Below are 12,809 nucleotides of genomic sequence, written 5' to 3' on the forward strand. Positions count from 1 at the left end.
CGGTGGCGCTCGCTACTCGACCGGCGACGGGTGGTCGGGTGGGCGGTGGGTCTCGCTGGTCGAGTAGCCGCCGAGGAACGAGGCGGCGTATCGAGACCCGGTGCGCCGGGAGTCGGCCTCAGCCCGGCAGGGGAGTCGTCTCGGCCGGAGTCCCGCCGAGCAGCACCTCGGCGAGCGGCCGGCGCGGGGTCGCGGGGAGGTCGCTGCGGCTGATCTCCTGCCAGCCCAGCCGCAGCAGCAGCTGAGGGACGACCAGCCCGCCGAGGACGTCGTGGTGCAGGACCCGCCGGGTCTCCTCGACCTCGACCACCCGGCTGAGCGGCACGACCGAGAGTCCGTCGTGGGCGGCGCGCAGCCACAGCTCGCTCAGCGCCTCGCCGGCGGCGAGCCAGGCCGCCGGACCGTCGTCGACGGTGCAGACCGCGACCACGGCGTCGGAGGCGGCCAGCGCGTGGGACCGCGGGCGCTCGCTCCAGCGGCGCTCCTCGGCGGCGTACCGCTCGTCGGTCTCCTGCAGCGCGGTGGCCCGGTCGACGAGCACGCCGCTGCGCACCCGTTCGGCGACGCCGGTGAGCGGGACGGCCTGGACGCCGTGGCCGCCGACGCCGCGGGTGAGGGCCTGCAGGTGCTCCTCCTCGACCGGCCAGGACGTGAAGCGTCGCCGGTCGGTACGACGGGCGAGCAGGACGTGCAGCTCGCCGCTGACGGTCGGCTCGCGGTCGGAGCGGACCAGGTCGAGCGTCGCCAGCAGGTCGGGCCGGTCGGGGTCGGGGTGGCGGGTGACGATCGGGTCGTAGCCCAGCGACGTGGCGGCCACCCGTGCGTGGTGCAGCGCGGCCCCGCAGCTCAGCACCAGGTTCCGTCCGCTCGGGTCGGCCACCTCCAGCTGTCGTGAGCGGTCGGCCCACAGCTCGACCCGGTCGGCGTCAGTCCGCTCCTCGATCCGCCAGGCCCAGGGTTGGGTGTTGTGCACGCTGGGAGCCCGGCAGGCGAGCTCCACCACACGCGCAGCGGAGGGGCGGGAGGACGGCATGGGCTCAACGGTGCGGCAGCGGGGACCGCCGGACCAGGGACCAAGGTCCCCCGTGACCGGGTCAGGGGGCCGTCGACCTCCCGGGTCCGGCTCGGTAGGTTCGGGGCATGACGACGAGCGAGCCCATCAAGGTCTTCCTCCTCGACGACCACGAGCTGGTCCGCCGCGGCATCCGCGAGCTCCTCGAGGGCGAGGGCGACATCGTCGTCGTGGGCGAGTCCGGGCTGGCCGAGGAGGCCGCCCGGCGGATCCCCGCGCTGCGGCCGCACGTGGCGATCCTCGACGGGCGGCTGCCCGACGGGTCCGGCATCGACGTCTGCCGCGAGATCCGCTCGCGCGACCCCGAGATCAAGGCGCTGATCCTCACGTCGTACGACGACGACGACGCGTTGTTCTCCGCGATCATGGCCGGCGCCGCGGGCTACGTGCTCAAGCAGGTGCGCGGCACCGACTTCGTCGACACCGTACGACGGGTCGCCGCCGGCCAGTCAATGCTCGACCCGGCCGTCACCCAGCAGGTCCTCGACCGGCTCCGCGAGGGGCCGAAGACCGACCCGGCGCTCGACCAGCTGACCGCCCAGGAGCTGAAGATCCTGGAGCAGATCGGTCAGGGGCGGACCAACCGCCAGATCGCCGAGGCGATGTTCCTCGCCGAGAAGACCATCAAGAACTACGTCTCCTCGCTGCTGGCCAAGCTCGGCCTGGAGAGTCGCACCCAGGCCGCGATCTTCGCGACCAAGCACCTCGACCAGTGACCCGACCGACGAGCGGGGAACGGTGACCGAGCCGGTGCCCGACACCGCCCGGTGGAAGCTCCTGCTCGAAGCCGTCGTCGGCATCGGGGCCGACCTGTCGCTCGACGGGGTGCTGGCCCGGATCGTCCGCGTCGGCAGCGAGCTCGTCGGCGCCCGGTACGCCGCGCTGGGGGTCCTCGGTGCCGGGCCCGGGAAGCGGCTGCGCACCTTTGTCCACCACGGCATGGGCGACGACGCGGTCCTGCGGATCGGCGACCTGCCGACCGGCCACGGCCTGCTCGGGCTGATCATCGACCGCCCCGAGCCGCTGCGGCTGCACGACATCGCCGAGCACCCGGCGTCCTACGGCTTCCCGCCGGGACATCCGCCGATGAGCTCGTTCCTGGGGGTGCCGGTGCGGATCCGCGACCAGGTCTTCGGCAACCTCTACCTCACCGAGAAGGCCGGCGGCGGCGACTTCACCCAGGCCGACGAGGACATCGTGGTCGCGCTCGCGGCCGCCGCGGGCGTGGCGATCGAGAACGCCCGCCTCTACGAGGAGGCGGCCCGGCGCGAGCGCTGGCTCTCGGCCACGGCCGAGATCACCCGGCTGCTGTCCGGGACCACCCTCGGGTCCGACGCGCTGCAGGCGGTCGCCGACCGGGCCCGCGAGGTCGCGGCGGCCGACGTCGCCTGGATCCTCGCCGGCGACGCGGACACGGAGATGGCGCTCGAGGCGGTGTCCGGCCACCGTGTCGACGCGGCGCTGCTGGAGGTGCTGGCGCGCCAGGACGCCCTCGCCGCGGAGGTCGCCCGGACGGGCGTCCCCACCTCCCTGCCCGCCCTCGAGGCGGACCGGCTCGGCCCGGCGGTCGTCGTACCCCTGCGCAACGCGGCGGGGATCGAGGGCGTGCTGGCCATCGCCTGGGAGCCGACGAACGTCGACGCCTTCCACGCGGTCGACGCGGCGCTCCCGGCGGCCTTCGCCGAGCAGGCCGCGCTGGCGCTGCAGGTCGCCCGGCACCGGGAGGACCAGCAGAAGCTGGCCGTCCTGGAGGACCGCGACCGGATCGGCCGCGACCTGCACGACCTGGTCATCCAGCGACTCTTCGCGATCGGGCTGGGCCTGCAGGGCGCCGGGCGCCGGGTGGACCAGCCGGAGGTGGCCGCCAAGCTCGACACCGCCGTCGACGACCTGGACGCCACGATCCGCGACATCCGCCGCTCGATCTTCGCGCTCAGCTCCGCCGACGAGTCGACCGACCTGCAGTCCGAGATGACCCGGATCGTCGACCGGGCCGCCGCCAACCTCGAGCAGCGCCCGACGCTGACCTTCCGCGGGCCGGTCCGCACCCGGATCACCCCGCGCGTCGCCCCGCACCTGCTGGCCGTGCTGGGGGAGGCGCTCTCGAACGCCGTCCGGCACGCCGGTCCCGCCACGGTCAGCGTCAGCCTCACGGTCGGCGACGAGATCGAGCTGGTCGTCCGCGACGACGGCGTCGGGATGGCCGGCGAGGTCGCCGAGAGCGGGCTGCGGAACATGCGCGACCGGGCCGAGCGGCTCGGCGGCACCTGCCGGATCGAGTCCGCCCTCGGCTCCGGCACCGCCGTGGTCTGGGCGGTCCCGACGGGCTGACGACGACCGGCTGACTACTGTCGGCGGCATGGGTCAGCGCATCGAGATCACCACCACCGACGGCACGGCCGAGGCCTACCTCACCGAGCCGAGTGCCGGGCCCGGCGTACTGCTCTTCGTCGACGCGATCGGGCTGCGCCCGCAGATCGAGGCGATGGCCGACCGCATCGCGTCGTGGGGGTACGTCGTCCTCGCCCCGCACGTCTTCTACCGCGAGGGGTCGGCGGCCGAGCTGGCCCCGGCCGGCGACCTGCGAGACGCCGGGGCGCGGGAGGCCTTCTTCGCCGGCGGCGTGATGGACCGGGTCGGCCGGCTGACCCCGGACCTCTCGAACCCCGACACCGAGGCGTACGTCGACGCCCTGCTCCGGCACGCGACCGCGCCGATCGGCGTGAGCGGCTACTGCATGGGCGCCCGCCTGGCCCTGCGTGCCGCCGGCCTGCGCCCCGACGTCGTCCGCGCGGTCGGCGGCTTCCACGGCGGCCGCCTCGTGACCGACGCCCCGGACAGCCCTCATCTCTCGGCGGTCGGCGCCCGGGCCGAGCTCGTCTTCGGCCATGCCGACCAGGACGCCTCGATGCCGCCGGAGCAGGTCACCGCCCTGGCGGCCGCGCTCGACGAGGCCGGGCTCGTGCACGCCGAGGCGATCTACCCCGGCGCTCCGCACGGCTTCACGATGGCCGACACCTCGTCGTACGACGAGGCCGGTGCGGAGCGGCACTTCACCGAGCTCCGCGACCTGCTGGACCGCACCCTCGGACAGGTGGTCCAGACCGGCGCATAGCCGATACGGGCCGGGGTACGAACGACTCGGGTCGGGACCGCCCAATACCCCCCACTTCGGCGGTCCCGGCCCCTCATCGTCTCGGGATCAGTCCTGTCCGCGGAGCGCGGGCAGGACGTGCCGGCCGTAGGCCTCGATCATGGCGATGTACTCCGGACCCATGTTGGCGACGTAGACCTCGTCGAACCCGGCGTCGGCATACTCCCGCAGCGCGGACACGTGGGCGTCGATCTCAGGGCCCGCCACGACGCTCTCCGCGGTGGCTTCGCGGGTGACGAGCTGCGAGGCCTGCTCGAAGTGCTGCGGCGACGGCAGGACCTGAGCGAGCTCGCCGGGCAGGCCGGCGTTGGCCCACAGGCGGTGGGCGTGGTCGACGCCCGCCTCCCTGGTCGCGCCCCAGGCGACCTTCACCCCGCCTTGCGCGGGCTTGCCGCCCGAGCGCTCCTTGAACGCGGCGACGGCGTCCGCGTCGGGCTGGGTGGTGATGAAGCCGTCGCCGATCCGGGCCGCGACCTCCAACGCCTTCGGACCGAAGGCGGAGACGTAGATCGGAGGCGGCTCGGCCGGCCGGGTGTAGATCCGTGCCGTGTCCACCGCGTAGTGCTTGCCCTGGCTCGTGACCACCTCCCCGGTCCACAGCCGCCGCATCAGCCCGACCGCTTCCTCCAGCATCTCCAGCCGTACGTCGGCGGAGGGCCACGGTCCGCCGAGGACGTGCTCGTTGAGCGCCTCGCCGGTCCCGACGCCGAGGATGAATCGGCCGTCGAGCATGACCGCCGCGGTCGCCGCCGCTTGGGCGACGACCGCCGGGTGGATCCGGACGGTGGGACAGGTGACGGCCGTGGTGACCGGCAGGTCGGTGGCCTGGGCGAGCGCCCCGATCACCGTCCACACGAACGGACTTTGTCCCTGTTCGTCGTTCCACGGGTGGTAGTGGTCGCTGATCCAGAGGGCCTCGAAATTGGCCCGCTCGGCCGCGACGGCCTGCTCGACGAGCTGGGCGGGCGAGTACTCCTCGCAGGACAGGAAGTAGCCGATGCGCATGGCGCCCGGGTACCCGTTTCTCCCCAAGGAGTGCCGGTTACCGGATCGACATGACGACTCCGAGCAAGCTGAAGTACACGGTTCCCGGCATGAGCGACACCGACGCCGAGCGCGTCGTGACCCTGCTCCAGAGCCGGCTCAACGCCTCCAACGACCTCCACCTCACGCTCAAGCACGTGCACTGGAACGTCGTCGGCCCCCACTTCATCTCCGTCCACGAGATGCTCGACCCGCAGGTCGACGCCGTACGCGGGTTCGCCGACGACCTCGCCGAGCGGATCGCCACCCTCGGCGGCTCGCCGGTCGGGACGCCGGGCAAGCTGGTCGAGGCGCGCACCTGGGAGGAGTACAGCCTCGGGCGCGCCACCACCCAGGAGCACCTCGGTGCCCTCGACCTGGTCTACCAGGGCGTGATCTCCGACTACCGCGACGGCATCAAGGAGCTCGACGAGCTCGACCTGGTCACCCAGGACATGTTCATCGCCCAGACCGAGCAGCTGGAGCTCTTCCACTGGTTCATCCGGGCGCACCTGGAGGACAAGGGCGGCAACCTCTCGACCACGGGTGCCACCACCGAGGCCGAGGCGGCCCGCGCCGCCGGCTGACCTCCCGCCTCTCAGTCCCGATCGGCCCGCGCGGCCTGGTCGAGCGCCTCGTGCAGGTGCTCGGCCAGGTCGCGCGGGTCGTCGTACGTCGCGGCGGCACCGGCCTCCAGCAGCTCGGCCGCCCCGAAGCCGCCGCTGCGCAGCGCCAGGGTCGGGACGGCCCGCTCGTTCGCCGCGGCCACGTCCCAGACCGAGTCGCCGATCATCACCGCCCGGCCGCCGCCGACCCGTTCGAGCGCGACGTCGAGCAGCTCCGGGTGCGGCTTCGTCTCCGACGCGTCGTCGGCCGTCGTCCAGGCGTCGGTGCGGGACCGGGCGTCCAGCAGCTCCAGCGCGTGGTCCGCGTGCCGGGGGATGCTCGAGCTGGCCAGCACCACCTTCAGGCCGGCGCCGCGCAGCGCGTCGAGCAGGCCCCGCGCCCCGCCGAACAGCCGCGTCTCCTCGATGATCGCGTCGTACTCCTCCTCCCAGCGGTCGCGCACCTGGTCGCCGACCTGGGCCTCGGCCTCGTCGCCGGCCACCGCGCCCACGAGCTTGTCGCCGCCCATCCCGAGGTGTCGGTGGATCCGCCACAGCGCGACGCTGCGCCCGACGTGGGCGAAGGCCCGCGACCAGGCCAGCGTGTGGTGGTAGTTGGAGTCCAGGAGGGTGCCGTCGATGTCGACGACCGCGGTCTCGAAGGGGGTGCTCATGCCGTCCGTTACCCGGGTACCGGCCGTCGTACGAGAGAGGAGCGGACCCATGCCGCAGCAGGGCTGGAGCAAGAAGCGCGAGCGTCAGTACGACCACATCAAGGAGGGCCTCGAGGACCAGGGGCGCAGCGAGGAGCAGGCGGAGGAGATCGCCGCCCGCACGGTGAACAAGGAACGGGCGCGCGCCGGGGAGGCGAAGGAGAGCAGCCGCACCTCCACCGAGGACCTCTCGTCCTCGCGTCGGGGCGGGCTCCGGTCGCACCGCGGCGCGGGCGGACGCACCAAGGAGCAGCTGTACGCCGAGGCCCGCAAGAAGAACGTCAAGGGCCGCTCCTCGATGACCAAGGCCGAGCTGGAGCGGGCCGTCGGGCGCTGATCCCGGGGCGGGCCCACCTGGTTGTCGACCGGTCGCGGACCGTGGGACGATTCTCGCGCGAGGTCCGTTCTCAGGACCGATCACGGGGCGCATCAACGGGGGAAGGTGTGTCGTCGTGGGCTCGGACCGGTACGCCCGGGAGGCGGTGGGGCTCTCCGACGCCCGTCGTCGGGCCGAGACCGCCCGGCTCCTGTCCCGGGCCCACGCCACGAGCGGCGAGGACCGCGCCCGCTACGAGAACGACGTCGTCCGCCTCAACCTCGGGGTCGCCGCCGACGTCGCGCGGCGCTACCACGGGCGTGGCATCGCCGCCGACGACATCGACCAGGTCGCCTGCCTCGGGATGGTCAAGGCCGTGCGCGCCTTCGACCCGACCCGCGGCGACGACTTCCTGAGCTTCGCGGTCCCCACGCTGCGTGGCGAGATCCGCCGCTACTTCCGCGACGCCGGCTGGACGGTCCGGCCGCCCCGCCCGGTGCAGGAGACCCAGGAGCGGATCGCCGGGGCCGAGGCCGTGCTCTCCCAGCGCCTGGGTCGCACGCCCCGCCCGTCCGAGATCGCCGTGCACCTCGACGTACCGCTGGTGCTGGTCCTCGACTCGCTCCACGCCACCGGCTGCTTCGCCCCGGTCTCGCTAGACGCCCCGCACCCGTACGACGACGAGGGCCGCGGCCCCGCCGACCTGCTCGGCGAGCTCGACCCCGCCTTCGCCTCCGCCGAGGCCCGGCTCGCGCTGCAGCCGCTGATCCGCGACCTCTCCGAGCGCGAGCGCACCATCATCGAGATGCGCTACTTCGACAACCGCACCCAGGCCGAGATCGGCGCCGAGGTCGGGATCAGCCAGGAGCAGGTCTCCCGCCTGATCGCCGGCATCCTCTCCCGCCTCCGCGAGCGCCTCGCCGTCGCCTGACGCCGACCCGTCACTCAATGACCGCTTCTTGCGGTGTGTCGGTCAGCGAGTGACGGGTCAGCGGGGGTGGGTCAGTGGATCCGGGGGAGGTCGGCGGCGCGGCCGGTGAAGGACGCGGGCCGCTTCTCCAGGAACGCGGCCACGCCCTCCTTCCCGTCGCCGATCGAGGTGTAGTACATCGCCAGCGAGTCGGACAGGTGCGCCTCGAGCGGGTGGCCGGCGGCGCCGTTGCGGTAGAGCAGCTGCTTGGCCAGGCCGAGGGCGACGGGGGAGCGGCCGACGACGAACGAGCGGGCCAGGTCGAGGGCTGCGGGGAGCAGGTCGTCGGGCTCGTGGAGGGAGCGGACCAGCCGGCCGGCGTGCGCCTGCTCGGCGGTGAGGATCTCGGCGGAGTAGACCCACTCCAGGGCCTGCTGGATGCCGACGATGCGCGGCAGGAACCACGACGAGCAGGCCTCGGGCACGATGCCGAGCCGCCCGAACACGAACCCGATCCGGGCCTTGGTCGAGGCCAGCCGGAGGTCCATGGCCAGGGTCATGGTGGCGCCGATCCCGACCGCCGGACCGTTGATCGCGGCGATCACCGGCTTCGGTAGCGCGTGGATCGCCAGCGTCACCTTGCCGCCGGTGTCGCGCACGCCCTCATCGTACGGCGCCGCGTCGTAGGACGCCCGGAACTCCTCGGGGGTGGGTCGCAGCGACTCGTCGAGCCCGAAGACGTTGCCCTCGGCCGACAGGTCCATCCCCGCGCAGAAGGCCCGGCCGGCGCCGGTGACCACGACCGCGCGCACGTCGTCGGAGCGGGCGTCGGTCAGGAACACCTGCTCCAGCTCGCGGGCCATCGTCAGGTCGAAGGCATTGAGGCTGTCGGGCCGGTCGAGCGTGAGGGTGGCGACGCCGTCGTCGTCGACCGCGAAGGACAGGGTCTCGTACGACGTCATCCGGTCACCGACTTGGGCAGGCCGGTCGGGGTGCACAGACCCTTGTCCATGTCGCCCACCTCGTCCTCGCGCATGGCCGCGAACATCTGCTCCGAGCGCTCCTCGTCCCAGTGCACGGCGAGGTCGGCGATCGGGACCGTGCAGGTCAGCCCCTTGTCGCCGTTGACCCGGGTCATGGCCAGGGCCCACATGCCGGCGCGGACCGGACCGGTGCCCTCGCCGAAGCCGAAGAAGCCGGGGACGGCGTTGTTGAGCTGCCAGTAGCGGACGGGGTTGACGAAGGTCCACGGCGAGAGCACCTTCTTGCCGACCGCCGAGACCACCTCGCGCTGGTGCTTGACCCGGGTGATGTCGCCGTACTGCGGGTCGCTGTGGCGCGAGCGGGCGTAGCCCAGCGCGGTGACGCCGTCGGCCTCCTGGCAGCCCTTCTTGATGTCCAGGTTGGCCAGCTTGTCCTTCATCCGCCGCTCGGGACAGATCTCGATGCCGCCGACGGCGTCGACGACACCGGCGAGGCCGCCCATGCCGATCTCGACGTAGTGGTCGACGCGGATGCCGGTGGTCGCCTCGATGGTGCGGGTCAGCAGCCGCGGCCCGCCGTACGCGTAGGCGGCGTTGATCTTGGAGGTGCCGCGGCCGGGGATGTCGACGATGGAGTCGCGGGGGATCGACATCAGCAGGTTGGGGCCGGAGCCGGTGTGCAGCAGCATGATCGTGTCGGTGCGCTGGCCCTCGGCGCCGCCGGTGCCGAGCTCCTTGCGCTCCTCCTCGGTGAGGTCGCCGCGCGAGTCGCTGCCGACGAGCAGGTACGTCGTCCCCGGCTGGTCGTCGGGTCGGCTGCCGCCGCGCGGCTCCCACTCGATCTTGTCGACGCTGGTCCAGGCGTAGATCGGCACGGCGACCAGGAAGACCACCCAGGCGAGGAAGAGCAGGAAGACGTAGCGGAGCCGGAACCGCGGCCGGCGCAGGCCACGGCCGCCGCCACCCTCGCGCGGGGGCGGGGTCGGACCGGGGGTCGGGCGCGGCGTCGTCGGCGGGGGCGGCTCGGAGCCCGCCGGTCCCCCCGGCTGGACCCGCATCACACGGGTCTCGTCGGGCCGGGCGTCGCGCGACTGGCGCGGGACGGGACGAGTCGGGTCGGGGGTGCTGCCGGACGAGCCCTGGCCGTAGAGCCAGCCGAACTCCGGGGTCTCGTCCCCGGAGCCGTCGTTCCGGGGACGGTCTGCCATGGCGCTGACGCTACCGTGCGGTCATGAGCTCGGAGCCGTACGGCAGGCCACCCTCCTTCGCCCGCGTGTCGCTCGCGGTGATCACCTCCGGGCGCGAGGCGAACCTCCTCGGCAACATCCACGGCGGCGAGATCGTGAAGCTGGCCGACTCCACCGCGGGCGCCGTCGCGCAGCGGCACAGCGGGGGACCGGCGGTCACCGCGGCGCTCGACGAGATGGCCTTCCTGGCCCCGGTCCACGTCGGCGACATCGTGCACACCTTCGCCCAGGTCAACTGGGCCGGTCGCTCGTCGATGGAGGTGGGCGTCCGGGTCGAGGCCCAGCCGTGGAACGACCCGTCGACGGCGCTGCTGCACGTCGCGTCGGCGTACTTCGTGTTCGTGGCCATCGACGCCGACGGGCGGGCGCGCGACGTCCCGCCGCTGCTCCCCGAGACCCCCGACGAGGTACGACGGATGCGCGAGGCCGAGATCCGTCGCGCCCACCGGCTGGCCAAGCGCCAGGAGATCGAGTCCGGGCGAGCGGGTACCTGAGCCGCGTGACGAACTGGCGGCACGTGCGGACCGAACGGCTCTGGCTCGACGTGGCGACGGTGGCGGACGTCCCCGACCTGCACGAGATCCACGCGGACCCCCAGTCCTGGGAGCACTTCCCGGCGGGGCGGCACGCGGACCGGCTGATGTCGGAGCAGATGGTCGTCAACGGCGACCGGCAGTGGGCGACGAACGGCCTGGGCTACTGGTCGGTGCGCGACGCCGACGGCGGCCATGTGGTGGGCCGGGGCGGCTGCGCCGTACCCGACGGGTCGCCGTGGTGGAACCTCTACTACCGCTTCGGCGCGTCGGTGCACCGGCGCGGCTACGCCACCGAGATGGCGCAGGCGGCGATCGAGGCCGCCCACGACATCGGCCCGGAGCGGGCGGTGCTGGCCTACCTCCTCGAGCACAACGTGGCCTCCCGTCGTACGGCGGAGCGCCTCGGGCTGAGGCTGGTCTGGCGCGGTCACGACGTCGGCAACCCGGACCGCGACGCGATCCGCCTGGTGTACGTCGACCGCGAGCCCGACACCGACCTGATGGACGCGATCTCGCGTCATTGCGAGCCGCCCGGCGCGTCGTGACGCGATGTGACCGGTGTGGCTGGTGATACTGACGGGGCAGCACTGACCTTCCCCTTCAGTACTCACCAGCAGTACGCAGCACAGAGAGGCATCTCGATGCCTACCCCACCCGCTTCTTCCCCCGGGTCGGACCACGACGGGCCCGCGCGCGGTCCGGCGCGTGTCTCGGTCGCCGAGCGCGCCGCCCGCGTGCGGTTCCGCCGCGCCCTGTCCCTGATGGCGATGACCCTCGTCGCTCCCGGCTCGGCCCAGCTCGCGGCGGGCAACCGGAAGGTCGGTCGGATCGCCATCGGCATCTGGCTGGCCCTCCTGGTGACCGGGCTGATCACCGCGGTGGCGCTGCTGATCCACCCCACCAGCGCGGTCTCGCTGGCGACCAAGCCGAGCCTGCTGCTCCTGCTGCGCCTCGGCCTGATGGTCGGCGCCGTGGGGTGGGCCTACCTCTTCGTCGACGCCTGGCGGATCGGCCAGCCGCTGACCCTCGGCCTCGGCCACCGCCGCGCCGTGGTCGGCGTCAACGGCCTGCTGTGCTTCACCGTCGCCGGCGTGATGCTCTTCGGCGCCCACGTGGTCGCGGTCCAGCGCGACTTCATCCTGGCCACCTTCAGCGACGGCGCCGCGAGCGACGCCAGCCACGGCCGCTACAACGTGCTGCTGCTCGGCGGCGACTCCGGCGACGACCGCTGGGGCCTGCGCCCCGACTCGATGACCGTCGCCTCGATCGACGCCGAGACCGGCAAGACCGTGCTGATCGGCCTGCCGCGCAACATGGCGAACTTCCCGTTCAAGAAGGGGAGCGTCATGCACGAGCAGTTCCCCGACGGCTTCGACTGCGACGGCTGCTACCTCAACGGCGTCTCCACCTGGGCCGGCGACAACACCGAGCTCTTCCCGGACTCCGACAACCCGGGCGTCGACGCGACGATCATGGCCATCGAGGGCATCACCGGGCTGGACATCAGCTACTGGGCGATGGTCAACCTGCGTGGCTTCAAGGACCTGGTCGACGCCGTCGGCGGCGTGAAGCTCAACGTCCGCTCGCCGATCCCGGTCGGCGGCCTCGGCAGCGACGTCACCGGCTACATCGAGCCCGGCAACCGCAAGCTGAACGGCCACGAGACGCTCTGGTACGCCCGGGCCCGCGAGGGCTCCGACGACTACTCGCGGATGGCGCGCCAGAAGTGCGTGATGAACGCGATGCTCGGGCAGGTCAGCCCGCAGGTCGCCGTACGCAACTTCGAGAAGATCGCGAAGGCCTCCTCGGCGATGATCTCGACCGACCTGCCGGCCTCCGAGATCGACACCTTCGCCTCGCTGGCGCTGAAGGCCAAGAGTCAGAAGATGGCCACGCTGTCGCTGGTCCCGCCCCTGGTCAACACCGCCCACCCGGAGATCAAGAAGATCCGGGCCAAGGTGCGCCAGGCGATCGACCGCTCCGAGGGCGACGCCCCGAAGAAGAAGCCGACCGAGACCGCGAAGGCTGACGCCCCGGCGAAGAGCGCCGACGCCCCGACCACCGTCACCGGCGGCTCGGTCGGGTCCCTGAAGCAGGGCTACGCCGCCAACCAGGCCGAGGACCTCGCCTCCGCCTGCTGACCCGCCGGTGGTTGAGGTGCGAGCGAAGCGAGCCTCGAAACCCGTTTTGCCGAGAGGCGGCCTCGATCGAGGTCGGGGGTCGGGTCACCGGGTTTCGAGGCTCCTCGCT

14 protein-coding genes are annotated in these 12,809 nt (G+C 72.9%); 9 read left to right on the plus strand and 5 right to left on the minus strand.

Translation table 11 applies throughout. From position 1 onward, the window contains the following. Positions 1-118 precede the first annotated feature (118 nt). The gene (locus tag V7S47_RS03080) at positions 119-1,033 is read right to left on the minus strand and encodes a hypothetical protein (protein WP_336560202.1); all 915 of its coding nucleotides are present in this window, start codon (positions 1,031-1,033) and stop codon (positions 119-121) included. A 107-nt stretch (positions 1,034-1,140) separates the two neighbouring features. On the opposite strand from V7S47_RS03080, the gene V7S47_RS03085 reads away from it, so the two are divergent. The 3 genes from V7S47_RS03085 to V7S47_RS03095 are packed head-to-tail and all read left to right on the plus strand — an operon-like array spanning position 1,141 to position 4,187. Beyond that, on the plus strand, positions 1,141-1,788 hold the full coding sequence (locus V7S47_RS03085; RefSeq protein ID WP_336560203.1) for a response regulator transcription factor: 648 nt from the start codon (positions 1,141-1,143) through the stop codon (positions 1,786-1,788). 22 nt (positions 1,789-1,810) lie between these two features. Beyond that, positions 1,811-3,403 (plus strand): GAF domain-containing protein, encoded by a 1,593-nt coding sequence (locus V7S47_RS03090; RefSeq protein ID WP_336560204.1) that lies wholly within the window; start codon positions 1,811-1,813, stop codon positions 3,401-3,403. Positions 3,404-3,431: 28 nt separating this feature from the next. Then, complete coding sequence (locus V7S47_RS03095) at positions 3,432-4,187, plus strand: dienelactone hydrolase family protein (RefSeq protein WP_336560205.1); 756 nt, start codon at positions 3,432-3,434, stop codon at positions 4,185-4,187. A gap of 87 nt (positions 4,188-4,274) precedes the next feature. Here the strand turns inward: V7S47_RS03095 and V7S47_RS03100 are convergent, their stop codons facing one another. Further along, on the minus strand, positions 4,275-5,231 hold the full coding sequence (locus tag V7S47_RS03100) for a TIGR03557 family F420-dependent LLM class oxidoreductase (protein WP_336560206.1): 957 nt from the start codon (positions 5,229-5,231) through the stop codon (positions 4,275-4,277). A 50-nt stretch (positions 5,232-5,281) separates the two neighbouring features. Here V7S47_RS03100 and V7S47_RS03105 point away from each other — a divergent pair, with 50 nt between their 5' ends. Beyond that, positions 5,282-5,836 (plus strand): Dps family protein, encoded by a 555-nt coding sequence (locus V7S47_RS03105; protein WP_336560207.1) that lies wholly within the window; start codon positions 5,282-5,284, stop codon positions 5,834-5,836. Positions 5,837-5,847: 11 nt separating this feature from the next. Here the strand turns inward: V7S47_RS03105 and V7S47_RS03110 are convergent, their stop codons facing one another. Beyond that, positions 5,848-6,528 (minus strand): HAD family hydrolase, encoded by a 681-nt coding sequence (locus tag V7S47_RS03110; RefSeq protein WP_336560208.1) that lies wholly within the window; start codon positions 6,526-6,528, stop codon positions 5,848-5,850. 49 nt (positions 6,529-6,577) lie between these two features. On the opposite strand from V7S47_RS03110, the gene V7S47_RS03115 reads away from it, so the two are divergent. After that, positions 6,578-6,904, plus strand: a complete 327-nt coding sequence (locus V7S47_RS03115; RefSeq protein ID WP_336560209.1) for a plasmid stabilization protein — start codon at positions 6,578-6,580, stop codon at positions 6,902-6,904. A 115-nt stretch (positions 6,905-7,019) separates the two neighbouring features. Further along, complete coding sequence (locus tag V7S47_RS03120; RefSeq protein WP_336560210.1) at positions 7,020-7,814, plus strand: sigma-70 family RNA polymerase sigma factor; 795 nt, start codon at positions 7,020-7,022, stop codon at positions 7,812-7,814. Positions 7,815-7,885: 71 nt separating this feature from the next. On the opposite strand, the gene V7S47_RS03125 is transcribed toward V7S47_RS03120, so the two are convergent. Continuing rightward, positions 7,886-8,755, minus strand: coding sequence for a crotonase/enoyl-CoA hydratase family protein (locus tag V7S47_RS03125; protein WP_336560211.1), 870 nt, complete (start codon positions 8,753-8,755; stop codon positions 7,886-7,888). Continuing rightward, positions 8,752-9,984 carry an LCP family protein gene (locus V7S47_RS03130; protein ID WP_336560212.1) on the minus strand — a complete coding sequence of 411 codons (1,233 nt, stop codon included), beginning with the start codon at positions 9,982-9,984 and terminating at the stop codon, positions 8,752-8,754. The genes V7S47_RS03125 and V7S47_RS03130 overlap by 4 nt, the downstream gene beginning before the upstream one ends. A 23-nt stretch (positions 9,985-10,007) precedes the next feature. Here V7S47_RS03130 and V7S47_RS03135 point away from each other — a divergent pair, with 23 nt between their 5' ends. From V7S47_RS03135 to V7S47_RS03145, 3 genes are all read left to right on the plus strand, one after another. After that, positions 10,008-10,517 carry an acyl-CoA thioesterase gene (locus V7S47_RS03135; RefSeq protein WP_090850307.1) on the plus strand — a complete coding sequence of 170 codons (510 nt, stop codon included), beginning with the start codon at positions 10,008-10,010 and terminating at the stop codon, positions 10,515-10,517. Between the two features lie 5 nt (positions 10,518-10,522). Further along, positions 10,523-11,104: a GNAT family N-acetyltransferase gene (locus V7S47_RS03140; protein ID WP_336560213.1), complete on the plus strand. Its 582-nt coding sequence runs from the start codon at positions 10,523-10,525 to the stop codon at positions 11,102-11,104. A gap of 96 nt (positions 11,105-11,200) precedes the next feature. Continuing rightward, positions 11,201-12,700, plus strand: coding sequence for an LCP family protein (locus V7S47_RS03145; RefSeq protein ID WP_336560214.1), 1,500 nt, complete (start codon positions 11,201-11,203; stop codon positions 12,698-12,700). Positions 12,701-12,809: the final 109 nt, after the last annotated feature.

It is taken from the genome of Nocardioides sp. CCNWLW216 (genome assembly GCF_037120545.1).
Taxonomy (GTDB): domain Bacteria; phylum Actinomycetota; class Actinomycetes; order Propionibacteriales; family Nocardioidaceae; genus Nocardioides; species Nocardioides lianchengensis.

Excerpts from the sequence above, each read along its gene's own strand:
- V7S47_RS03135 (WP_090850307.1), top strand. The coding sequence starts at position 10,008 with ATGAGCTCGGAGCCGTACGGCAGGCCACCCTCCTTCGCCCGCGTGTCG.
- V7S47_RS03115 (WP_336560209.1), top strand. The coding sequence starts at position 6,578 with ATGCCGCAGCAGGGCTGGAGCAAGAAGCGCGAGCGTCAGTACGACCAC.
- V7S47_RS03145 (WP_336560214.1), top strand. The coding sequence starts at position 11,201 with ATGCCTACCCCACCCGCTTCTTCCCCCGGGTCGGACCACGACGGGCCC.
- V7S47_RS03085 (WP_336560203.1), top strand. The coding sequence starts at position 1,141 with ATGACGACGAGCGAGCCCATCAAGGTCTTCCTCCTCGACGACCACGAG.
- V7S47_RS03110 (WP_336560208.1), bottom strand. The coding sequence starts at position 6,528 with ATGAGCACCCCCTTCGAGACCGCGGTCGTCGACATCGACGGCACCCTC.
- V7S47_RS03100 (WP_336560206.1), bottom strand. The coding sequence starts at position 5,231 with ATGCGCATCGGCTACTTCCTGTCCTGCGAGGAGTACTCGCCCGCCCAG.
- V7S47_RS03125 (WP_336560211.1), bottom strand. The coding sequence starts at position 8,755 with ATGACGTCGTACGAGACCCTGTCCTTCGCGGTCGACGACGACGGCGTC.
- V7S47_RS03105 (WP_336560207.1), top strand. The coding sequence starts at position 5,282 with ATGACGACTCCGAGCAAGCTGAAGTACACGGTTCCCGGCATGAGCGAC.
- V7S47_RS03095 (WP_336560205.1), top strand. The coding sequence starts at position 3,432 with ATGGGTCAGCGCATCGAGATCACCACCACCGACGGCACGGCCGAGGCC.
- V7S47_RS03080 (WP_336560202.1), bottom strand. The coding sequence starts at position 1,033 with ATGCCGTCCTCCCGCCCCTCCGCTGCGCGTGTGGTGGAGCTCGCCTGC.
- V7S47_RS03130 (WP_336560212.1), bottom strand. The coding sequence starts at position 9,984 with ATGGCAGACCGTCCCCGGAACGACGGCTCCGGGGACGAGACCCCGGAG.